Source organism: Modestobacter marinus, assembly GCF_019799945.1.
In the GTDB taxonomy this organism is placed as follows: domain Bacteria; phylum Actinomycetota; class Actinomycetes; order Mycobacteriales; family Geodermatophilaceae; genus Modestobacter; species Modestobacter marinus_B.
On record NZ_JABGCH010000042.1, the window covers coordinates 11,800 to 33,351 of the forward strand.

Below are 21,552 nucleotides of genomic sequence, written 5' to 3' on the forward strand. Positions count from 1 at the left end.
TCCATCCCACTGGACCCGGCCCGGCACACGCCGCTCGACGGCTCGGGCACGCCGGCTCGGGCAGGTCCCGAGGAGCAGCCATGCCGTGCTCCCTGTCCCGTCCATCGCCGTCCCGTCGATCGCCCTTCGCCGGCCGCCGGGGCCGCCCCCTCGCGGTCCTGGCAGCTGCGCTCGTCCTCAGCGGGGCGTCCTCGGTCAGCGCAGCCGCCCACCCGCCCGGGAACCCGGGGGACGAGCCCACCGTCGTGCTGGTGCACGGCGCCGTCGCCGACGCCTCGAGCTGGTCCGAGCCGCCACGGGCTGATCGACGGGCGCCGCAGCACCCGGTCGACCGGGCTGTGTCCGGGGCGACATGACCGGAGGTCCGGGTCGCCGGGGCGACGAGGACGGTGCGCGGGAGCGCATCGAACACGCGGCGCTCGAGCTCTTCCGACGGGAGGGCTTCGAGGCGGTGACGGTGGGCGACCTGTGTCGTGCCGCAGGGGTCAGCCCGGCGACCTTCTACCGGAGGTTCGCGAGTAAGGAGGACGTGGTCTTCTCCTACCGCGAGCGGTTCTCCGCCGCCCTCCGGGAAGCGGTGGCGACCGTCCCGGACGGCAGTGCACGCCGGGACCAGCTGCCGCGCATCCTCACCGCCTTCGCCGACTTCCTCGAGAACCAGCGGGAGATGCTCGTGCTGCAGCGGGAACTGGTCGAGGGTCACCCGGCGCTGCTGCGACGGACCCTCGCGGTGCAGAACGACCTGGAGGTCCAGCTGGCGTCCTCGCTCGCCGAGCTCAACGGCCTGTCGCAACCGGACGACGCCTGTCGCCTCGGCGCAGCGGTGGGCCTGACGGTGGTGCGTGCCGCCGTGTGCTCGCGCCCGTCAGGAGCCGGCCCGTCGTTCGGTGTGGCGACGCGACGCGCGCTGGACGACCTCGGCGGACTGCTCCGCCCGTCCGGAGGCGACCGGGGCGGCCGGGCCTCCCCGGACGACGAGCGCCGGGGTTGACGCGGAGGGGTCGGGTGAAGGGCCGCCCGCGGGTCGACCAGACCGACCCGGGACCGCCGGCGAGGTCGCGGTCTCAGGCGTCCACGGCACCGGCGACCTGGCGGATCGGCCCGCGCCGGGTGTGCTCGGCACAGGGTGGCCGACAGCGCGTCGCGGTCGCGGACGCCCGCGGCGAACCCCCGCGCGGTGGGACCGCCGGAGGCCAGGTCCGCGGCCAGCGCGTCGAGGCGTTCCGGGTCGCGGGCAAGCAGGGCGACCTCGTCCCCCTGACCGAACCGGCGGGCGACGGTGGGGCCGAGACCGGGGCCGGCCCCCACGGGGCGATGGTGGTCAGCTGCGTCCCTGGTCCGTGCGGACGGCAACGGGGCGCCGTCGGTGGTCGGTGACCTGCCGGCGGCGGAGCTGGTCACAGGCCAACGGTCTGGCCGCCGTCGACGAGCAGTGCGTGGCGCCGGCGGTGAACCCGCGAGGGCGGAGCGCCACCGAGCACCGCCGAGGCGATCTCGCCCGGGCGGCCCCTCCGCCCGGACGTCACGGGGGCAGACCAGGGCCTTCGACGGGCGACACGTGCGGAACGGATGAGCACGCTTGGCCGCTCACCGACCATGCACGGGGTCCGCTGCCCTACCCGGAGGTTGCGATGCCGACGAGGACCACTGACCTGTTCTCCCTCGAGGATCTTGCGGGCAACGACACGGCAGGTGATCTTGCGCCGCGAGATCGAGAAGCACTTCGAGCCGTCGCCGACTGGATCAAGGAGTTCGTCCTCGAGCCCAACGACGAGATCGGCCGCCCGGGGCCTGTGTGCCCCTTCATGCCCACGTCGGTCGAACGGCAGAGGACGTGGCTCGCCCCCGCACACATCGGCGATGGGAGCGCGGCGCACGTGGTCGAACTGATGAACCGCTACAAGCGCCGGCTCCTCGGACTCGCTCCTCCTGACGGCGAGGACATCGATCACGACGTGATCACCGTCGTCTTCACGGATCTGCCGGCCGACCGCGCGCAGGGCATCTTCGACGACGTCCTGCGGGACATCGCCGTTCCGTCCTACGTCGCGGACGGGATCGTGTTCGGGCCGTTCTACGACGGCAACCGGGCGACTGCGCTCTACAACGACGGCTTCTGCCCGTTCCAATCACCCATCCCGTTCATCTTCGTCAGGCACGGGGTGGTGGGCGACTGGAAGTTCTTCGTGGACGAGGAGGACTGGCTGACGCTCTGGGCGCGTCGCTTCGGCGAGCAGGGCGTCAGGGCGCTCGCGGCGGAACTCCGCCGACTTCCCTGGAACGCGCGACGGGACTGAGAGCCCCAGGGCGGCCGGGTGGGCATCCTCGTCCGGGGCGTCGCCGTCCGCGCCTCCGCCCCCACCGGTGCGGGAGCGGGGGCGCGGCTCGCAGTCAGGCCGGGACGGGCACGTGGGCCCGGAGTTCGAGGAGCGCGTGCAAGAACGCCTCGCAGAAGGTGGGGAAGGGCTGGATGACGTCCTCGAGCACGTCGAGCGGCACACGCGCCCGGATGGCGAGGGCGGCCTGCTGGAGCCACTCGCCGGACTCGGGACCCAGGGCGTAGGCCCCGGTCAAGCGCTCCCCGTCGGAGACGAGGGTGAGGAAGCCCGGCTCGGTGTCGTAGCTGCGCGTGTAGGTCGCGGTCCGCGCCACTCCCGAGAGCGGCACGGTGACGGTGACCGGCCCGTCGGCCTCTCCGACGGCCGCGGCCTGTGGATCGGTGAACGTCACCCGCGGGACGGCGGAGTAGTCCACCTGTCGCGGCCGGCCGAGGATGTTCGAGGCCACCACGCGGCCCTGGTACTTCCCGACGTGGGTGAGTGGCCAGGGGGTCGACACGTCCCCGATGGCCCACAGTCCGTCGCCGGCGTTCATGCGCGCGTCGACGGACAGCTCGTCGATGCCGACGGTCTCGAGGCCGACGTCCTGCACGCGCGGCCGCCGTCCGGTGGCCACCAGCAGCCTGTCGCCGCGCAACGGCTCGCGCCCCGGGAACTCCAGCACGTACTCATCTCCGTCCATGCGGACCGCCGAGGCCATCTGGCCGAAGTAGAGGCCGATCCCGTCCGCTGCGAGGGCGGAGCCCAGCGCCTCCCCCAGCGGCCGCGGCTCGCGCGGCAGGACGTGGTCCATGCCCTCCACGATCGACGCCGAGCCACCCAGCCGGGTGACGGCCTGGGCCATCTCCACGCCGACCGGCCCGCCACCGAGGACCAGCAGATGGCGAGGGACGTCGGTCATGCTGGTGACCTCGCGGCTGCCCCAGACACCTGGGAGGTCGCGCAGGCCCGGCACCGGGGGGACGAAGGGGTCGGAGCCGGTGGCCAGCACGACGTGATCGGCGGTGTACGTCACCCCGTCCACGGTCACCCGTCCCGGGCCGGCGAGCCGACCGTGACCGCGGATGACGTCCATGCCCTCGCCCTGAGCCCACGCGACCGCGCCCGAGTCGTCGTAGGACGACACCATGAAGTCCCGCCACGCGAAGGCCGCCGCCGGGTCCACCCGGCCGGTGACCGCCTCCGCGGCGCCCGGCGCCCGGCGTGCCCCGGCCAGCGCTTCCCCCGGGCGCAGGAGCGTCTTCGACGGGATGCACGCCCAGTACGAGCACTCACCGCCGACCCGCTCCCGCTCGATGATCGCCACCCGGAGGCCCCCCTCGGCCAGGCGGGCCGCGCAGTGCTCACCGGGGGCCCCGCCGCCGATCACGATGACGTCGTACCTCATGGCCGCTCCTCGGAGGTGGTGTGACGGCGACCGTCGGCCGCGGACGCCGTTCCGACGGGGAACCGGATCTGCCGCACCCGGGCCGCCGAGGCGTACCGCAGGTCCGCGGCCTCCAGCAGCTCCGGTACGCGCAGGTGGTCGACCAGGGGGGCGGTCACCGTCAGACCTCCTCGACGTGGGCGAAGACGATCCGGACGCCGCCGGTGGCCAGCTCGGACACCGTGGGCAAGAAGTCACCTCCCTGCCGCCCGCGCAGCTGCTGTGGGGACTCGCGACCCGCCTGATCGATGGACACGTCGCCGCAGCGCCGACCTTGGGCGCCGCCGTGCGGGCGCACCGCGCGGGGCAGCCGGACCTGGACTGGCTGAGCGTCTGTACCTGGTCGCCGCTCAGGACCTCTGCGACGGCGACACCGCACAGGTCCTCCTCGCCGCCGTCCGGATGGGCAGGGGGACAGGCAGCTCGGGAGGACGCGGAACCGACCGGCCGGCCCCGGCGTACGGCCCGACTCAGCATGTCGGTCCGTCTGGCTGGTCTGCCGGTGGTGGCCCGGTCTGCCGGTGATGCCCGCGCACGGCCGCCGGGTTCGCCCGACGACCGGGCGTCGACGGCGACGACGCCGCGGGATCGGTCACCGCTGGGTTCCCTCGACGTGGAGCGTGGCATCGGCGACGGCCTGGTCCGGCGTCCGGCCCTGGTCGCGGGCGATGACGTAGCCGGCGTACCAACCCGACCAGTGGTGCGGGGGCGCGGTCGCCTCGTACCGGCCGTGGTGGTCCTCGGCCTCCCGGAGCAGCTCGGTCAGCGTTGCGATGTCCATGGTGGTCCCCTCTCGCTCGTCACCGATGTCGGCTGCCGGGACGTCCGGTGTCCCGCCGGCAGCGACGGAGCGCGGTCGCTGCGCAGGTCGGCGGCTCGACCCGGGCGCAGGTGACGACGCCGGCGTGACTCGATCCCGGGCGACGCCCCGGCGTGGTGGTGGTCAGACCCGGCCGGGCAGCCGCGTGGTGAGCTCCTGGAGGACCCAGCCGTTGCCGTCCGGGTCGCTGAAGGACGCGTAGGACGCGTAGCTCCGGTGCTCGGGGTCCGGTCCCGGCAGGCGCCCGGTGGTGCCCGGATGGGGGAAGACCCCGCCGGCGTCGTGGAAGACCTCGCTCACGTCGGTCCCGTGTTCGACGAGCTCCGCCCGCGCGGCGTCGACGTCGTGGACGGCCAGGTACAGCCCCTGCACCGACCCGGGCGTCGCGGACGTGACCCCGGTGCCGAAGATCACCGAGCATGGTGAGCCGGGCGGCGTCATCTGCACCACGCGCTGGTCCTCGGTGACGAAGTCAGCGTCCTCCCGCCACCGGAGCGACTTGTAGAACTGCTTGGCCCGGTCGACGTCAGCGACGGGCAGGACGATGACCTCGAGTCTCAAGTCCACGGTCGGAGCTCCTGGTCCTCGGGGGGCGCCGGCACCGGTCGGTCCCGGCCTGCACAGCCTCGCCCAGCCGTCGAGCTCGTCGCCCCAGGGAGGTTGACTGGTCGGCTGCCCGGTCCGGCGGGCTCCGACGGGATCTGCGCCACCGACACCCGACCCGGGGGGCTTCCCGGGTGCAACGAGCGGAGCCGAGCTCTGATCGTCGACCCGGGGGACCCGCCGGCCAAGGCGGTCGGCGTACCTCGAACCGTCAGGCGGGAGGAGTCTCCTGATGCGATCCGACCCCACTTCGGGGCGGCGTCGTCCGACCGCGCTGCCAGACGACACAGAAACTGTCCGCACACTGGCAGAGCCCGGGCCCCCCGTAGTCCACGGGCCGGCGACAGTCCGTCGCTCCACCACCCCGTGACCGGCGGGCAACCGAGGACCGACCCTGCTGGCGTAGCCAGGGACGGGGCCGCCCAGGGGACACGCCAGGGCCTTCCACTGGTGCCCTCTCCCGCCGGGGCAGCCCAAATCGTGCCGTCACTGCTTCGCACGCGTCGGGTGTCGCGGGAGGAGACCGACATGCGCAGTTCGTTCGCCGGGCCCGACGACGCCCGGCCGAAGGGCTAGCGGACCGTGTTCAGCCGACTGCACATGCCCCCGCTCGCCGGTGCCACCGCGTGGCTCAACTCCGAGCCCCTCGGCCCGGCCGAGCTGCGCGGCCACGCCGTCGTCGTCAACTTCTGGACGTTGACGTGCATCAACTGGCTCCGTCAGGAGCCCTACCTGCGGGCGTGGTCGCAGGCGTACCGGTCCCAGGGGTTGGTGGTCATGGGCGTCCACACCCCGGAGTTCTCGTTCGAGCACCCGATCGACGGTGTACGCCGGGCGACGGCGGACCGGGCGATCGACTACCCGGTCGCGATCGACAACGACCATCGCATCTGGAGTGCCTTCGACAACCACTACTGGCCGGCGCTGTACTTCGTCGACGCCGAGGGCCTCATCCGCGACCAGCACTTCGGAGAGGGACGCTACGAGGAGTCGGAGCGTCTCCTCCAGCGGTTGCTCGGCGTCCAGTGGCCGCTGTCCGCGGTCGAGGGGACCGGCGTCGAGGCGGCGGCGGACTGGGGCAACCTGCACACACCCGAGACGTATCTCGGCTACGCGCGCGGTGGGCACTTCGCGTCACCGGGTGACGCGGAGATCGACCGCCGGCGCGCCTATCACCTCCCGGAACGCCTGCGTGCCGGTCACTGGGCCCTCCACGGGGAGTGGACGATCGGCCCCGAGGACGTCGTGCTGGGCGCGGCCGGCGGCAGCGTCGCATGTCGCTTCCACGCGCGCGACGCGCATCTCGTGCTGTCGCCCGGCGCGCGGGATCCGATCCCGTTCCTGGTGCGCGTGGACGGCGCCGCCCCGGGCCGCTCACACGGCGTCGACGTGGACGAGGACGGGAACGGGACTCTCCGGGAAGGCCGCCTGTACCAGTTGGTCCGCCAGCAGGGCGCAGTCCACGATCGGACGGTGCAGGTCGAGTTCTCCGAGCCGGGCGCCCACGCGTACTCCTTCACGTTCGGTTAGCCGGTCCACGTTCGGCCGCTCGCCGGTGAGGGCCACAGGAAGAGGCGCGATGCGTGCCGGACGACGGCGCGCCGGTTCGACGGGACCACCTGCAGGAGGATCAGGGTCGGTTGCGCGCCATCGCCGCGACGAGCTCCCGCCGCGAGCCGACGCCGAGCTTGGTGAAGACCTTGCGCAGGTGCCACTCCACGGTGCGGGGACTGAGGAACAGCTGGGTGCCGATCTCCGGGTTGGTGAGGCGTTCGCCGGCGAGCCGGGCGATCTGAGCCTCCTGCGCGGTGAGCTCCTCCGGGGTCCCGAGGACCCGTCGACGCGTCGTCTCGCCGCTGGCGTCCAGCTCCTGACGGGCGCGCTCGGCGAAGGGTTCCAGGCCCATGTCGACGAACAGCCGGTGGGCGGCGCGCAGCTGTTCCCGGGCGTCCGTCCGCCGCCCCTGACGACGCAGCCACTCACCGAACAGCAGGTGGGCGCGGGCCAGTGCCACCCGGATCCGCGTCCGGCCGAGCCGGAGGACGCCTTCGCGGTAGTGGGCCTCGGCGGCTCCACGGTCGCTGAGCAGAGCCTGGCAGCAGGCTGCCACCCCCAGCGCCCAGTCCGTCCCACTGGCCTCGGCGAACTCGGTCAGCTGTCGTAGGGGGGAGGCCGCGCGCTCCGGGTGGCCGCTGCGGACCGCTGCCTCGATGACTTCCGGCCACACCCAGGTCCACAGTTCGGGCCCGTCGGAGCGCTCGACCGCCTGCTCCGCAGCCGCCAACGCCTCCTCGTACCGGCCGAGCCCGATGAGCAGCAACGACATCGTCCAGTCGGTGGAGACCAGCCACGATCCCTCACCGCGGAGCGCGACGTCGCGCCGGCCCGCTTCGACCAGGCCCCGGGCCTCGCCCTCCCGGCCTCGCCAGGTGGCGAGCGTGACGGCACAGCAGGGGGTGATGCGGCTGCCGGTCGCCTCGGTGACGGCGATCGCCTCGCCGACCAGGGAGGTGGCCAGTGCGACGTTCCCGGCGACGAGCTGCATGCCGGACCGTTCGGTCAGCGCCATCGGGAGGAGCGACAGCGCGCCGGTCCGACGTGCCAGCTGCACCTGGCAGCTCGACAGCTGGTCCCAGCTCGCGTCGTCGAACAGGGCGCGGGCGACCCGGCAGGCCAGCCACAGCCAGCGCAGCGCGTCGTAGTCGGACATCGCCTCGGCGCGGAAGGCGGCCAGTGACTCCCTCAGGATCGGGACACCGGCGGCGTGGCCCTGGCCGGTCATCACGGCCAGACCGTCCAGGAGGAGCGCGCAGGACCGGGGCAACCGGGTGGGGGACCGTCCCCAGTCGGCGGCCCGGACGGCGGCGGCCACGTCGCGGAGGCCGCCACCGCGGGCCTCCCGCCCGGCTGCGACCGCTGCGGAGAACGCGTCCAGGCACGTGGCCTGCGCCAGCGTCGCGTCCAGCGGCTCCAGCCGCTTGGCGGCCGACAGGAGGAGCCGGGGTGCGTCCCGACCTCGGGTCGAGGCGAAGGTTATCTGCGCGTGCAGCAGCTCGGCGCGCGCCTCGTCCAGGTCGTCCAGCGGCCCGACCCGAGCCACCGCCAACAGCTCCCGAGCCCGCTCGGGGTCCCCCGCCAGGCTCGTGGTGTGTGCCGCAACCAGTGCCCGGCGTGCTCGTCGACCCGGCTCGGCGGTCAGTTCGACGGAGCGCTCCAGGAACGCGGCCGCGGAGGCGAACCCGCCACGGGAGAGGGCCCGCCCGGCCGAACGCTCGAGTTCCGTGGCGACGGCCTCGTCCGTCCCGACGGCGGCGCGGGCGCGATGCCAGGCGCGACGGTCGGGGTCCTCGTCCGGGTCGGTGACGTCCGCGAGAGCTCGGTGGACCCTGCGCCGCTCCGCCGGCGTCGCGGCGCGGTACAGCGTGGAACGGAGCAGTGGATGACGGAACCGGACCCGGTCACCCAGTTCGACCAGACCGGCCGCCTCGACCGCCGTCGCGACCTGGGCGCCCATGCCGAGCCGCTCCACCGCCCGCCACAGCAGCGCCACGTCACCGACCGGTTCGGCGGCCGCGGTCAACAACAAGAGCCGTTCGTGCGCTGACAGCGGCTGCACCTGGCGCAGGAACGCGTGTTCGAGGCGGTGGGCCAGGGGTGTGGCCGGGATGCCGGTGTCGCCCCCGAACGCAAGCTCCGCCGTCGAGAACGCCCTGGGCAGCTCGCGGAGAGCCAGCGGGTTGCCGTGGCTCTCCGCGAGGATGCGGTCCCGTACCCGAGGGTCGAGGGCGCCGGGCGCGGTCACCCGGAGGAGCGCTTCCGCATCAGCGGTGCGCAGCCCGCGTACGACCAGCTCGGGGAAGCCACCGAACACGTGCTCCTGCTCCGACTCGCGGACGGCGAAGACCATGGCCACGGGCTCGGCCGCGAGTCGGCGCGCGACGAACTCCAGCGTCTGCGCCGAGGCGTGGTCCAGCCACTGGGCGTCGTCCACGACGCAGACCAGTGGTCGTTCCTCGGCCACCTCGGAGAGCAGGGTGAGCACGGCCAGGCCCACCAGGAAGCGGTCGGGGGCGCTCCCCGAGCGCAGGCCGAATGCCGTGCCGAGCGCCTCCTCCTGCGGCCTGGGCAACTCGTCGAGCAGATCCAGGTACGGCATGCACAGCTGGTGCAGGCCGGCGAAGGGGAGCTCCATCTCCCACTCCGAACCCGCCGCGTAGGCCACCCGGCACCCGGTCGCGCGCTCGAGCAGGTGGTCGAGCAAGGCGCTCTTGCCGATCCCGGCCTCGCCGCGCAGGACCAGGACCTGACTGCGGCCCGCCTTGGCGTCCGCCACCACTCCGCTCAACCGTTCGCACTCGCTCCGCCGTCCCAGGAGCCCGGGCCACGAGCGGTCACCGGACACGCGCGCACCTCCTGACGCCCGAGCGACCGCACGGTCGGACGGTCGCCGGCCCCGTGCGACCGGACCGGTGGGCGTGTCCCGGTCGCCCGCGACACCGGCAGCGGGCAGCGACGGGGCCGGGGTCCTGGCCCCTCCCGGGTCGCGGGACAGTACTGCCTTCATCGGGACTCCTCCTCACGGGACCTCAGACGTGCGGCCCGGTGGTGCTGCGTCGATGGGTGAGGACCTGCCCAGAGGTGGGTCACGCTAGGGCGATGGCATGACGGCGGTCATGCGTCATCGGACTGGCCGCGGGACGCGCACCACGACCCGCACGGCGGGGGCCACTGGTCGGGCCTGTCCTGGTGACGCCGATGCCGACAGCGAGTGGGCGGGGTCCGCGCTGGCCCTGGTGCCGGTTGGGTCTCCGCGCGGTCGGCCGTGCGGCGCACCGGGCGGTGGCCACTGCAGGGTGACGACTGGGTCGCGGACAGTTCAGGCCGCGGAGCAGCGGTCCGTGAAGGCTCAGCCCGTGACGTCCGGGTGCCGTGATGTCGGGTCGTCCGACGGATGCACATGCGTCATTCGACGGATGCCGCGACGTCCGTCGAGGACACCGCGGAGGCCGCACGGCGCCTGGCCGGTCGAAGAGGGCCCCGTGCGGCCGGCGGGACGCCCAGGTGCGGTGCCAGGGCCGGACCAGGGTCATCCACGGGCGCGGCGGCCGCCCGGCACCCGGGACGCTGACGGCCATGACCAAGGGCATCCCTCCCACCTGGTTCATCACCGGCGCCTCGTCGGGCATCGGCCTGGCCCTCGCCCGTGCCGCAGCCGCTCGCGGGGACGACATCGTGGCGGTGGCTCGCGACGTCGCGCCCCTCAGCACCCTCGTCGACGAGCACGGTCCTCGGGTGCTGGCGCTACCCGTCGACGTCCGCAGCGCGGCGGAGGTCCACGGCGCCGTCTCCCGAGCCGTCGAGGCCTTCGGCCGCATCGACGTCGTGGCCAACAACGCCGGCTACGGGCTCTTCGGAGCGGTCGAGGAGTCCACCGACGACCAGGCGCGCGCGGTCTTCGACACCAACGTGTTCGGCGTGCTCAACGTACTCCGGGCGACGCTGCCGGTGCTGCGCGCACAGCGCAGCGGGCACGTCCTCCAGGGCTCGTCGTACTACGGCCGGGTGGCTCATCCGGGCGTCGGCCTGCTGTCTGCCACCAAGTACGCCGTGGAGGGCCTCACCGACGCCCTCGTCGGGGAACTCCAGCCCCTCGGCATCAAGGTGACCCTCGTGGAGCCGGGGCCGACCGCGACGGCGTTCGTCTCCCGTCTCGACGTGGCGGGCACGATCGACGACTACGACGGGACGGTCCGCGTCGTCCAGAAGGCGAGCGCCGAGTTGCCGCCGGAGGCCTTCGACGACCCCGACCGCGTCGCGGCAGCGATCCTGACCGCGGTCGATGCCGACCGCCCACCCCTGCGCCTGGTCACCGGGAGCTTCGCAGTCCGGTCGATCCGTGCCGCCCTGCGGGGCCAGCTCGAGGAACTCGACGCCTGGGCACCGACGGCCGAGGCGGTCGACCGCGTCCCTGCCGCCTGATGCCGGTCCGCGAGGAGCTCGCGGTGCCGCACGGCTGGAGCCCCAGACGGCCCGACTGGCGGCCACCCGCTACACCGGCGAGAACTCCGGGCTCGAGTCCGCTCTGGTGCCGCGCCGGCGCGCCCGACCGGCGGCCGGCCGGGTCAGGGTCTTCGCCGTCGCTGACCCGGACTTCTACCGTGGCGTGATCGCCGCGGCCCACGGCGCCCGCGGGCAGGTGGTGTGCGACGTGCACGCCCACCGGCGGGCCTCCTCCTGACGAGGAGTTGATCCGTCGCGATCCGTGGACTGTCCGTGGGAGCGCACCGCTTGTCACGGTCCCCAGCGCCTTCCCGCCGTCCCGCCGAGCGGCCCAGGCCCTCGGCGCCCAGGGCGTGGCTCCTGCTGCATCACAGCTGGCGAGCACGCCATCGAGCCGGGTCGACCCACTGGCAGGCGCGCAGACCAGGGCGCGGACCACAGCGCTCGGTTCGGCACGCATGACGCACCGCGGTTCGTGGAGGCGGTCCTGGACGGGGTGGGGGAGGTCGGACAGCACATGGTCCTGCGCCGGGTCAGCAGCTCGGACAGGGCCCAGGACCTGACGCCCCACGGGGGCCTGGTCTCCGACTTCCACGCGCAGGGCATGGTCTCCGCCGCGGTGATCCGGCACTACGGCGACCTGCGAGCGGCGCAGCTCGAGTACACGCCCTCGGGCGTCGCCAGCGGGCTGTGCGTGGGCTTGGCCGAGACCGCGTACGAGGACGAGCCCTTGAGCCTGCAGCCGTGCAGCGTCCCGGCGACGACCGTGTGGATCGTCGACACCCTGGGCTCGCCGGCGACCGCGCCGGAGGGCTACGCCCTCCTCGTCAACGGCTCCACGACGGAGTTCACCCATCCCTTCGCGATGACCTAGCGCGCCGGCGCGTGCCCGGGCGATGAGCCGACTCCGGCCATCCACGTGGGTCGTCTGCGCTTCTCCGAGGACGGTGAGGTCGCTCAGCGGAAGCTCTGGGGTACCAACATCGCCGCTGTGCAGTAGGCAGCCGCGACCGGCCCTGCGCAGACGCCCGGTGACGCCGGCTTCGGAGGTCCGAGGTGGTCGCCTCGGCCGTCGCGGCACCGGACGTCAGCGGCCGGGCAGGCGTTGCGTGATCTCCTGCAGCACCCAGCCGTTGCCGTCCGGATCGCTGAACACCGCGTGCGACTGGTAGCTCTGGCCTCCGGGATCCCGCCCCGGCTGACGGAGACTCGGGTCGTCGGGGTGGAACCGTCCCGCCGGGCCGTGGAAGACCTCGCTCACCGCGGCGCCGCGATCCACGAGCTCTGCGCGGGCGGCCTCGATGTCGTCCGTGACCAGCAGGAGTCCCTGCTGCGTGCCGGGGGCCATCCGGGTGACGCCGATGCCGAAGCTGATCGAGCACCCCGACCCGGGTGGCGTCAGCTGCACGATTCGGAAGTCGGCGCCACCGACGATGTCGGCGTCCTCGCGCCACCCCAGGCCCTTGTAGAACTCCTTGGCGCGGTCGACGTTGGAGACCGGCAGGATGACGACCTCGAGCTTCAGGTCCACGGGAACCTCCTGGTCCAGGTGATCGGGCACTGGAGCCGGTGCCGATCCGACCACCGTGCCGCACGTCGGCCGTGACGCGGCCCAGGGGGACCCACTGGTTCGACACCTGGCCTGCGGTGCCAGGAGGAGCCGGGGACCGCCGCGCTCGCTCCGGGTCGAGGGGCAGAGTTCTATCCCGTCAGCCCGAAAATCCCTCCGAGAGGCGGGTTCCGTCCAGTGAAGAGGGGACCCGTGGTCAGCCGGGGAGCAGCGTCGGCCTCGGCTCACCGTCCGACGACTCCCGCGCATCCCGTGCTCGCCGGGCGCTCCGACCAGGTGTCGGCAGTTGGCCTTCACGCCGGTGGGCGGAGCGGGCCGTCCACTGGGTGATGAGCTCCGAGAGGGCGTGCAGGCGCTGCAGGTCGTCGGGGGACCACATGTGGGCCTCGTCGGGTTGAGGGTGGTTGGACAACGGCCGACCTCCACGGTCCTGCGTGAGACCGAACTCAGCGCCCGGGACCCCCACTGGTCGGGTCCCTGGTGGCGATGTCCCCACCGCCGGCACGACGACCTGACCGACGGACTCCCCGGGCCACGAGGTGGGTGATGGACTGCTGCGTCACGTCGCCGCCCGGCTGAGTGCCCGCACCGGCGGGGACGACGTCGGCCCCCGTGAACCGACGTGCTCCCGCGCCCTGGGCGGAGGACACCCCCGCGTTCACCCCAGGACGAGGTCGTGCAGCCCGACCGTTGCCAGCGCTTCCCGCAGGCGAGCGAGGATCCGGGCACGCGTCGGACCGATGCTGCCGACCGGCATGCCCAAGCGGGCGCTGATGTCCTGGTAGCTGATCGGAGGGGACGCGACCAGCAGTTCCAACAGCTGCAGGTGCCGGTCGGGGAGCTCGGCCAGCGCGCGACGGACCAGCACGTGGTGCTCCTGTCGCAGCGCGGCCGCCTCGGGGCCGTCCTCGTCAGGACCGTCGTAGCGGATGCCGCTCACAGGCCCGCGGTCCTCCTCCCAGTCGATCAGCTGTTCACGGCCGCCCCGACGGACGACCTGCAGGCACACCCGGTGGGCGGTCGTCCTCAACCACCCCGCCACGTGCTCGGGCTCCCTGAGGTCGGCGACGTGCTCGACCAGCCTCAGCCACGTCGTCTGCACCGCGTCCGCGGCCTGCGCCTCGTTGAAGCGGAACCCGCGGACGACCGACCACAGCAGACCGGAGTACTCGTCGACGATCGCGTTCCAGGCCGCCGCATCGCCCTCGGCAGCACGGTGGATCAAGACGGTGACCTCGGCAGGCTCCATGTCCCTGTTCCTCTCGTCCGCTCGGCGCACCGCGCCGACACGGCAGAGGTTCGGGAGGCCGCGCTAGCGGAGCGCCAGCCGGACGAAGACGCTGGTCAGACCAAGGCGAAGCAGACGGCAGGCCTCAACGGGGAGGAGCCAGCCGCTGCGAGAGCGCGCGGGTCCGCGGCTGGGGCGGCACCCCTAACTCGCGGAGCATCTGCAGGCAGCGACGCAGGGTGCGGTGCGCGTCGACGAGGTCGCCGCCCGCGAGGTGCCCGGCGACGAGGAGCTGGTAGGCGTCTTCCGAGCAGTCGTCGGCCCGCAGGGCACGCTCGGCGAGGGTCCGGGCCGTCATGGTGTCCCCCCGCGCCAGCAGCAGGTTGCCGGCCCGGACGGCGCTGGAGACGAACCGGCTCCGCAGGCGCTCCCGCTCCCAATCCAGCCAGCTGGCACCGGTCACGTCGGCGAGGAGGTCCCCGCCCCACAGCTCCGCCGCCCGCAGGTAGGCAGGGAGTGCAGCCGAGGGCGCGCCCTGACGCTCCAGCCGGGCGGCCTCGTCCAGAGCCCGCTCGAACTGCAGCACGTCGATCTCCAGCGCGCCGTCGGTCACCAGGTGCAGCACCGGGCCGGCACTGCGCAGGAAGTACGGCGGATCCAGCTCGCCGCGGTCGGGCTCGAGGAGGTTCTGCAGGTAGGTGAGGGTGACGCGCAGGTTCCGGCCGGCCGCCGCGTCGTCGAGGTCGGGCCACAGCTCCGACGTGATGGCGGTCCGGGTCGGCCGGTCGTGGAGGAGCAAGTAACCGAGGAGCTGACGCACCCGCTCCCTGCGCAGCTCCGGCGCGGCGACGACCACGCCGTCGCGGCGTAGCTCGAGCGGGCCGAGGACGCGCAGGTGCAACCGCGCGTTCGGCACCGCCGGGATCGCGCGCAGCAGCGAGCGGGCGGTGGCCGCGAGGGTCGGGGGTGCCGTCGCGGCCTGGGCGCGCAGGGTCGCCCGGGCGGCGGGGCCGAGGTCCTCGACCAGGGCGCGGGCACGATCCTGACCGGCTGCCACCATCCCCAGGGCCAGCTCGGCCACCCACGGCACCGGCAGGAGGGCGCGCAGGACCGGCCAGGCGGTGGGTGGGAGGGCGCCGGCCGCAGCCGTCGACCCGTGCTCGCGCAGCTGGACGAGGGCGCGACCCCCGGCGTGCAGGGTGGCGAGGGCGCCGGGCGGCGGGTCGGCGTCCCAGCGTTCCCGAAGCTCCGGCAGGAGCACGTAGAGCAGCGGCAGCGCGACCGGGGAGACCCGCAGCGCACCCGAGAGGCGCCCACCGTGCGACGGGACGATCGACCGCAGTGCAGCCGCTGCCTGGTGCTCGGCGCCCCCCGACAAAGCGTGGAAGGCCTCTGCCAGCGCCCGGGCGTGGGGTGCCCAGGCGACCGGGGAGGCGCTGAGGACGGGCCGGTACCTCCCGAGGAGCTCGGCTGCCTCCCCGTGCCGCCCCAGGACGTCGAGCACGGAGACCGCACAGGGCACCAGATCGGGGGACGTGAGGACCTTGTCCGGCTGCATGTCGCCGAGCAGGTACGGCAGCAGGCGCTCCGCCTCCTCCAGGCGTCCCCGAAGCCGGAAGGACTCGAGGAGGAGGCCCCGCGAGACGCCGTGCATCGTGGTCGCCGGGTGGGACAGCGCCCGTCGGGCGAGCACCTCGCCGGTCGAGGCGTCGCCCAGCCTCAACAGGACGAGATGGGCGTGCAGCCACTGCTGGACGGGGTGCTGTACGGAGTTGAGCGCCGTCCGCGACATCAGACTCGGGTTCGCCAGCGCGGATCGCACCTCATCGGTGGAGCGCGCCTCCCCGCCACGGACCAGCGCGACGAACGCCGAGGCTCCGGGATGCCCCTCCGCAGCCAGCTCTTCCAGCTCCTGCAGCAGGAACCGCATCCGCTGCCGGTCCTTGCACCAGAACGCCAGTTGCACGAGCGCGTTGAGACACGCGTAGCGCAGGTCGGGGTTCCCGTGCGCGCCGGCGAGCGCCTGCACCAGGAGCTCCTCGGCCGCGCCCGGGCTGGTCGGCTCCGCCGCCATGGCAGCAAGCAACAGCCCCTCGGGGCTCTGCCGCACCTCGAGCGGAAACCGGCGCAGCCACGACTCGAGGACGTCGGTCGGCACCAGCGCGGTGCAGCACTCGCACACTTCCACGACCAGCCGGCGGACGTCCCCCCACGCCTGGGCGTCCAGCAGCAGCCCCATCGCCTCCTGGTACTGCCCGCGGCCACGCAGGATGGCGGCCGCGGTCCGCCGCGCCTCCGCCACCTGCCCGGAGTCGAGGTGGTGCTGGAGGGCCGCTGCCCACAGCCCGTGCAACGACCACCACCCGGAGCGGGAGCGCACGACCAGGGGCAGCCCGTCCAGCAGGGACCGGAGGTCCACGTCCCGGCCGAGCAGTGCGGCGGCGATCTCCTCGTCCGCCCCGCCCACGGCGACGAGCAGCGCGAGTGCGTGGCGGCGCTCCGGCGACAGCTGGGCCAGCAGCTCCTCCCAGACGTACCCGCTGACGGCGAACGGGCCCGCAGTGGCCGTCAGCTCCGCCAGGGCCGGCCAGCCCCCGACGTCGCTGAGCAGCTCCGGTGGGACACCGCGGGACTCGGCGAACGCGGCGACCTCGTCCTCACGGAACTGCAGGTCGCCCTCCCGCAGGACCACTGCATCCCCGGTGGCCACGAGTCGGGAGACCGACAGCGGCAGCGGCGGACGGGAGGCGAGGACGAGGTGCCCGTTGCGCGGCAGCTCCTCGATCAGGTGGCCGAGGAACTCACCGGCCGGCGATCCCCGGGTGACCAGTTGGACGTCGTCGAGGATCAGCGCCACCTGGCGAGGGGCCGCACTCCACAGCGCCTCGGCAACCGCGACCGCAGCCTGCCGCGGGTCCTCCGGCACCGGGGCCGAGAGGCCGACCGCGGCGAACGCACCGGAGGCCAGGACCGAGAGCGTCGTGTCGTCCTGCTGACAGGTCAGCCAGCGGTCCTCCCCCAAGGGGGAGAGCGCGTTCTCGCTCACCGCCTGACCCAGCAGCGTGGTCTTGCCGAAGCCGGCGGGTGCCACCACCGCGGTGAGGGGGCGCTCGAAGCGGCTCCGCAGCGCGTCCAGGAGCCGGGGCCGCACGATCAGATCCCGGCTGGCGAGCGGCGGTGTGTACCTGAGCGCCCGGCTCATAGACCGACTCTATGCACCGCGTGACCGTCGGCACACCCGCATTCGTCACCGCTGACGCGCCGCTAGCGAGGTTCCACGCAGGCCGGTGTATCAGGAGGGGTGGCCCGCGCCTCTGTGTAGTACGGACCTCGTCGGGACCCAGACCTGGCGTTCTGCGGTCTGCCCGGTGTGCGGTCGGGTGCCGGAGGGAGGCGGTCGTGGACGACAACGACGGGTACCAGTGGGACGACGGCCAGCTGATGACGCTCCTGACCGGGGTGCTGGACGACCCGGAGGCCGATTGTGCGGAGGCGCCGACGTCCGCCGCGCCGGACGACCAGCCCGCCGAGCTCTCCCTGGAGGACGTCGTCGCCGCGGGGCGGGCCGCGTTCTGCTGGCTCGACGTGGTCGTCACGTTGCGGGACCTCACCCGGCACCTCGGGCCGGCGCCCGGAGCCTCGACCGCCCTGGGTCCGGCCACTAGCTGACCGCTCACCGGAGCGGATCAACGGCGACCGAAGGGCGGGTGAGCCGGCAGCAGCTCCCTGAGCCGGTCGGAAGCTCATGCGCCACGTCCGGAGCCCGGGCGAAGTCGCCGCAGATGCAGGCGCGGGTCGAGCCCCGCTCCGAAGTGCCGTTTACTGCTCGGACTAGGGCCGTCTGGGGCGAGCGCCGTCAAGCCGGGAGCTCGTCGATGCTCGACGGTTCCCGCTCCTGGACGCCGTTCACCGTGTGCCGGAAGCCGCTGGACCGTGGGTACGCCACGCGACGCGAACGCATGATGGAGCCCAGGGGTCGGTGGGCCTCCAGCGTGTGCCACGGACTGAACGACAGGACGTCGTCGGCGTAGCGGCGACGGGCGTCGCTGTACGGGTCCTGGGCCGGCAGGTGCAGGACCGCGACCCGATGGTGCGGTGACAACTCCTCCGGCCAGAGCACCGAGGCGTCCTCGATCGGCATTCGGTCGACGTCGACGCACAGTTGTGCGCGCAGTTCGTACTCGGCGCTGTGGCGGGTGAAGAAGTTCGTGACCAGGTCACGCAGCGCCGAGTCCCCGGCGCGCGTGTCCACGGGTCTGCCGATGAGCGCGCGCAGGTCCTCGGACCGCGGCGCGGCCGAGATCTTGGCGACGTGGTCGCCGTAGCGCAGGGCCGCCATCGAGTGGAAGGTCTCCCCGAGGATGTGGTGGTTGGCCGTGGCCAGCAGCTCGAGGACCGGCGGGCGCGGGCGCCCGAGGCAGGCGAGCACCCGGGCGGCGACGCGGGCGCCCAGCCTGGTGAGCCGCTGCCGCAGGTCGCTCTGGCGGGGCTGCCGCTCGAGCAGTTTCTGCAGCTCGGCGTACTCGCCGATCGTGCCGAAGGGGAGCGTCGGGTGGTTGACCAGGAGGATGTCCTGCGTGGTGGCGCCATCCTCGATGGCCCGGGGACCGTTCACTCCGATCACCTTGATAGCCAGTCCGCGTTGGACGGGAACCTGGTCGGAGCGGAGGTCACCGGGCGAGGTGGAGAAGCGCACGATAACCGGATAGCTGTGGGGGGCTGCGAACAGACCCTGGGCGAGGTGCTCGGGCAGATCCGGCTCGATGCGCAACTCGCCGGCGAGGATGCCGTGGCTCTTGGCGTGCGCGTCACGCAGGCCGTGCCTGTGCTTGGCGGCGACCTGGCGGTTGGCCCTCTCCATCGCCCCGACGATCTGCCGGACGAGTTCCTCCTCGTTGGGAAACGGTCGCTCGAGGTCCACCCGGTAGCGAACGTAGAGGTGTGATGTGGTCACGGTTGCCTCCCGGAGTGTCGCTGTCGGCCGCTGAGCCAGCGGATGGCGGAACGTTGAGCATGAAGTAGTAGGCGCCCCCCGCGGGGTGTAGCTCAGCTGGACATCCTGGACGGGCTCACGCTTCAGCCGCTTCCGGAATGCGTGAACTGGAGCATTTCAGCCACCGCATTGGTGACGATCGGCGTCCCTCCGCGCTCGCAGTGCCCCTTGACGATGGTCCCCTCGGTGAACGAGCGCCCGGGACCGTCGTGGGGGTCGAGCTCTGCGAGAGCGAAGTCCACATGGTCGAACGTGTCCAGGTCATGGCTGCCTGCAGGGCGATCGGCGACTCATTCCCGTCGCCAGCCTGCGCGGCGCATCGTGACCGTGTAGCTCGGGGAGCCGGCCGGCACGTTGCGGGCTACGAGGTCGGCGAGCGAGGTGGTCTCCTCGATGACGTCGAGGCCCGTCTGGGTGAAGGTCTCGGCGGTGAAGACGCGCGGGGCCAGCAGGGGGTTGGTCAGTGCCTGTGAGAACGCGTCGACTCCGACCAGCCGGCCGATCAGCGACGGCAGGACCGAATTGGGCCGGCGGTCCTCGGCGAAAAGGCCCACGTAGAACTCGATGCGGTCGACGTCGCTGTACACGTCGCTGAGTGCTTGCTGCACGCGCGGGTCCCCCGAGATCTGGTCGAAATCGGTGACGCGCGGGAAGCCGCACAAGGCGCGGTAGTCGTTGTAGCTGGTGAGCCGCACCGCGCGCGCCTGCAAGATGCTCTGCCGCTCGACCTCGAGCAGGTTCCGGTCTGTGTTGAACAGACCGATGCGCCCGGCCGGCTGGCGCGAGGCCTCGTCGAAGTGCGGCCCGAGACCGCGCTCAGCGATGCGGCCCCCGGGCCACAAAGTCTCGAGCATCGGCTGCGGTCGCCCGGCGACGGTGATCCGTGAGGGCACCGCGCTGTGCCAGCGGTAGAGCAGGTTGAACTCGACCGCCATCCGATTCGTTCGGTACCAGCGCTCTCGGCCGGTCAGCCCGCTTGGGTCGAAGCGGAACTGGAAGCGATGCGGCGCGATGTGGTTGATGTACTCCTCGATGACAATTTTGACCAGCACTGCGATGAGGATGTTGCGGGTGGTCTCGAACAGCCGGTCATCGCTCCAGGAGGGGTAGCGGGACTGCAGGAGTCCGGCGACCCGGTTGTGCTCCCGGAGGAAAAGCACGTTCATCAAGACGAACCCCAACTGGAAGTTCGACGTGTCGCTTCCCATCGCGAACAGCCGGTTCCGCACGTCGTCGGACAGCTGATTGAAGCGGACGACGCGCAGCCGGGAGAACTCGGGCTTGACCACCCCGTCCCGGCACAGGTACGGCGGGTACTCCTCACCGCTGAGGTGCTGGCTCTTCAGCCGGCCGTCACGGAAGGACCGCAGCGCGCTCGTGTCGGCCTCGGTGAGCCCGTAGAGCTGCATGAGATCGATCTCATGGTTGGACTCGTTGCGGCGAGGGTCGCGTGGCTCGGAGCGGTCGCTCCGCAGGAATCCGTCGGTGAACCACTGGGCGAAGTAGGGGAAGAGGAGGGTCGACTTCGGGCACACAGTGGTTTCCGCGTTCCCGCGGTCGAACAGGGCGAGGACGTCGTCCACGTCCGGCGCCGGGGCCATCGGCTCCGGCGGGGGTAGGTGCCGCGCGTCGTAGGTCGGGTCGGTCAACGAGGCCCAGCACGTGTAGTCCGTCCTCGTGCTCCAGGGATGCGGGCGCGGAGGAACCTTCGACAGGGCCCGGTCGATGAGGGCCCGGTTGACGAGCCGCTCGACATGCGGCTGACGCTGGGCCGCCTTCCACAGCCACGGCAGGCTGGTCGTGGCAAGAAACTCCAGCCGATTGGCCCTTCCGTCGCGGATCGTGCTCCTCACTTGGCCAACTCCCTATCCAGCTCTCGTGGCGCCTCGGCCTTGGGGGCCCCGAGCCCGAGGACGCAACGCTCCGAGCGTTCGAGGCGCACCGAGAAGTCCCGCGGCCGGGACATGACCTTCCGGGCGTCGTCGTAACGCGCGAAAAGCGTGCAGACCCGTATGCGCAGGATTCGCCGACCGTTCCGCAGTTCGGCGAAGATGGGACGCTAAATGGCGCTGCGCAATCAGTTCGACCCCGGGCCACCCTGAGCCCGAGACTGACCGTCCGGGGCGTCGAACTGGTCGAGACAGGTCATGTCCCCGCCACGCACTACGGAGGCCGGACGCATGCCCGCCAGCGTTTGGCATGTGGCGAGGCTGCCGAGGGGACGTCACCGCCCCATCACCTGGACGTCACCGAGTCATCACGGCGGTGGACGGATCACAGAGCGGCCAGCCCATGACGCGCCAGATGATCATGCTTATGAAAGATTCGGGCTAGCCCTCCTGTCGGCGATTTGCAGGACGGCGCCTTCTGGACCGCGTTCCTGCCACGCTCAAGGTCCGCGGCTGGCCGGCATCCAGTTGGTCATCTCCAACGCGCACACCGGGCTGAAGGCCGCCATCAGTGCGGTCCTGCTCCGCTCGGCCTGGCAGCGCTGCCGAGTGCACTGGGCCTGTAAAGAATCAACTTGTCGGCGTGTTGTTGGCGGCGGCCTGGGGACCCGGCAGTGAGGCGAG

Annotated in this window: 20 protein-coding genes and 1 pseudogene; 10 read left to right on the forward strand and 11 right to left on the reverse strand. The window is 72.6% G+C overall.

Annotated elements, in window-relative coordinates:
* Positions 1-80: 80 nt before the first annotated feature.
* The 4 genes from HK417_RS22465 (at position 81) to HK417_RS22480 (ending at position 2,297) form a co-directional block, all read left to right on the forward strand.
* Positions 81-356 carry a hypothetical protein gene (locus HK417_RS22465; RefSeq protein WP_222272242.1) on the forward strand — a complete coding sequence of 92 codons (276 nt, stop codon included), beginning with the start codon at positions 81-83 and terminating at the stop codon, positions 354-356.
* A complete protein-coding gene (locus HK417_RS22470; protein ID WP_222272245.1) occupies positions 353-991 on the forward strand; it encodes a TetR/AcrR family transcriptional regulator in 639 nt (212 codons plus the stop codon). The genes HK417_RS22465 and HK417_RS22470 overlap by 4 nt, the downstream gene beginning before the upstream one ends.
* 14 nt (positions 992-1,005) lie before the next feature.
* A complete protein-coding gene (locus HK417_RS22475) occupies positions 1,006-1,377 on the forward strand; it encodes a hypothetical protein (protein WP_222272247.1) in 372 nt (123 codons plus the stop codon).
* A 254-nt stretch (positions 1,378-1,631) separates the two neighbouring features.
* Positions 1,632-2,297 carry a DUF6875 domain-containing protein gene (locus tag HK417_RS22480; RefSeq protein WP_222272255.1) on the forward strand — a complete coding sequence of 222 codons (666 nt, stop codon included), beginning with the start codon at positions 1,632-1,634 and terminating at the stop codon, positions 2,295-2,297.
* Between the two features lie 94 nt (positions 2,298-2,391).
* Here the strand turns inward: HK417_RS22480 and HK417_RS22485 are convergent, their stop codons facing one another.
* The 5 genes from HK417_RS22485 to HK417_RS22500 form a co-directional block, all read right to left on the reverse strand.
* The gene (locus tag HK417_RS22485) at positions 2,392-3,726 is read right to left on the reverse strand and encodes a dihydrolipoyl dehydrogenase family protein (RefSeq protein WP_222272257.1); all 1,335 of its coding nucleotides are present in this window, start codon (positions 3,724-3,726) and stop codon (positions 2,392-2,394) included.
* Positions 3,723-3,884 carry a hypothetical protein gene (locus HK417_RS22490; RefSeq protein WP_222272259.1) on the reverse strand — a complete coding sequence of 54 codons (162 nt, stop codon included), beginning with the start codon at positions 3,882-3,884 and terminating at the stop codon, positions 3,723-3,725. The genes HK417_RS22485 and HK417_RS22490 overlap by 4 nt, the downstream gene beginning before the upstream one ends.
* Positions 3,885-3,886: 2 nt before the next feature.
* Positions 3,887-4,021 (reverse strand): hypothetical protein, encoded by a 135-nt coding sequence (locus tag HK417_RS25880; RefSeq protein ID WP_261327604.1) that lies wholly within the window; start codon positions 4,019-4,021, stop codon positions 3,887-3,889.
* 336 nt (positions 4,022-4,357) lie between these two features.
* Positions 4,358-4,546, reverse strand: coding sequence for a hypothetical protein (locus tag HK417_RS22495; protein WP_222272261.1), 189 nt, complete (start codon positions 4,544-4,546; stop codon positions 4,358-4,360).
* Positions 4,547-4,708: 162 nt separating this feature from the next.
* Complete coding sequence (locus HK417_RS22500) at positions 4,709-5,152, reverse strand: VOC family protein (RefSeq protein ID WP_222272263.1); 444 nt, start codon at positions 5,150-5,152, stop codon at positions 4,709-4,711.
* A 618-nt stretch (positions 5,153-5,770) separates the two neighbouring features.
* Here HK417_RS22500 and HK417_RS22505 point away from each other — a divergent pair.
* On the forward strand, positions 5,771-6,718 hold the full coding sequence (locus HK417_RS22505; RefSeq protein WP_308123778.1) for a redoxin domain-containing protein: 948 nt from the start codon (positions 5,771-5,773) through the stop codon (positions 6,716-6,718).
* Between the two features lie 100 nt (positions 6,719-6,818).
* On the opposite strand, the gene HK417_RS22510 is transcribed toward HK417_RS22505, so the two are convergent.
* Positions 6,819-9,590, reverse strand: a complete 2,772-nt coding sequence (locus tag HK417_RS22510; RefSeq protein WP_308123779.1) for a helix-turn-helix transcriptional regulator — start codon at positions 9,588-9,590, stop codon at positions 6,819-6,821.
* A 731-nt stretch (positions 9,591-10,321) separates the two neighbouring features.
* On the opposite strand from HK417_RS22510, the gene HK417_RS22515 reads away from it, so the two are divergent.
* From HK417_RS22515 to HK417_RS22525, 3 genes are all read left to right on the forward strand, one after another.
* Positions 10,322-11,167, forward strand: a complete 846-nt coding sequence (locus HK417_RS22515) for an SDR family NAD(P)-dependent oxidoreductase (RefSeq protein WP_222272266.1) — start codon at positions 10,322-10,324, stop codon at positions 11,165-11,167.
* Between the two features lie 106 nt (positions 11,168-11,273).
* A complete protein-coding gene (locus HK417_RS22520; RefSeq protein ID WP_222272267.1) occupies positions 11,274-11,426 on the forward strand; it encodes a hypothetical protein in 153 nt (50 codons plus the stop codon).
* A gap of 237 nt (positions 11,427-11,663) precedes the next feature.
* A complete protein-coding gene (locus HK417_RS22525) occupies positions 11,664-12,062 on the forward strand; it encodes a hypothetical protein (protein WP_222272268.1) in 399 nt (132 codons plus the stop codon).
* A 213-nt stretch (positions 12,063-12,275) separates the two neighbouring features.
* Here the strand turns inward: HK417_RS22525 and HK417_RS22530 are convergent, their stop codons facing one another.
* From HK417_RS22530 to HK417_RS22540, 3 genes are all read right to left on the reverse strand, one after another.
* Positions 12,276-12,719, reverse strand: coding sequence for a VOC family protein (locus tag HK417_RS22530; RefSeq protein WP_222272275.1), 444 nt, complete (start codon positions 12,717-12,719; stop codon positions 12,276-12,278).
* A 697-nt stretch (positions 12,720-13,416) separates the two neighbouring features.
* Positions 13,417-14,007, reverse strand: coding sequence for an RNA polymerase sigma factor (locus HK417_RS22535; RefSeq protein ID WP_222272277.1), 591 nt, complete (start codon positions 14,005-14,007; stop codon positions 13,417-13,419).
* Positions 14,008-14,131: 124 nt separating this feature from the next.
* Positions 14,132-17,188, reverse strand: a complete 3,057-nt coding sequence (locus HK417_RS22540) for a BTAD domain-containing putative transcriptional regulator (RefSeq protein WP_222272279.1) — start codon at positions 17,186-17,188, stop codon at positions 14,132-14,134.
* 197 nt (positions 17,189-17,385) lie between these two features.
* On the opposite strand from HK417_RS22540, the gene HK417_RS22545 reads away from it, so the two are divergent.
* Entirely contained in the window at positions 17,386-17,655 is a 270-nt protein-coding gene (locus tag HK417_RS22545) for a hypothetical protein (protein WP_222272280.1), read from the forward strand.
* A gap of 187 nt (positions 17,656-17,842) precedes the next feature.
* Here the strand turns inward: HK417_RS22545 and HK417_RS22550 are convergent, their stop codons facing one another.
* Positions 17,843-18,940 (reverse strand): catalase family protein, encoded by a 1,098-nt coding sequence (locus HK417_RS22550; protein WP_222272281.1) that lies wholly within the window; start codon positions 18,938-18,940, stop codon positions 17,843-17,845.
* Between the two features lie 329 nt (positions 18,941-19,269).
* A complete protein-coding gene (locus HK417_RS22555; RefSeq protein ID WP_222272283.1) occupies positions 19,270-20,832 on the reverse strand; it encodes a peroxidase family protein in 1,563 nt (520 codons plus the stop codon).
* Between the two features lie 488 nt (positions 20,833-21,320).
* On the opposite strand from HK417_RS22555, the pseudogene HK417_RS27320 reads away from it, so the two are divergent.
* Positions 21,321-21,486: pseudogene (locus HK417_RS27320) on the forward strand (transposase); the annotation flags it as partial.
* Positions 21,487-21,552 lie beyond the last annotated feature (66 nt).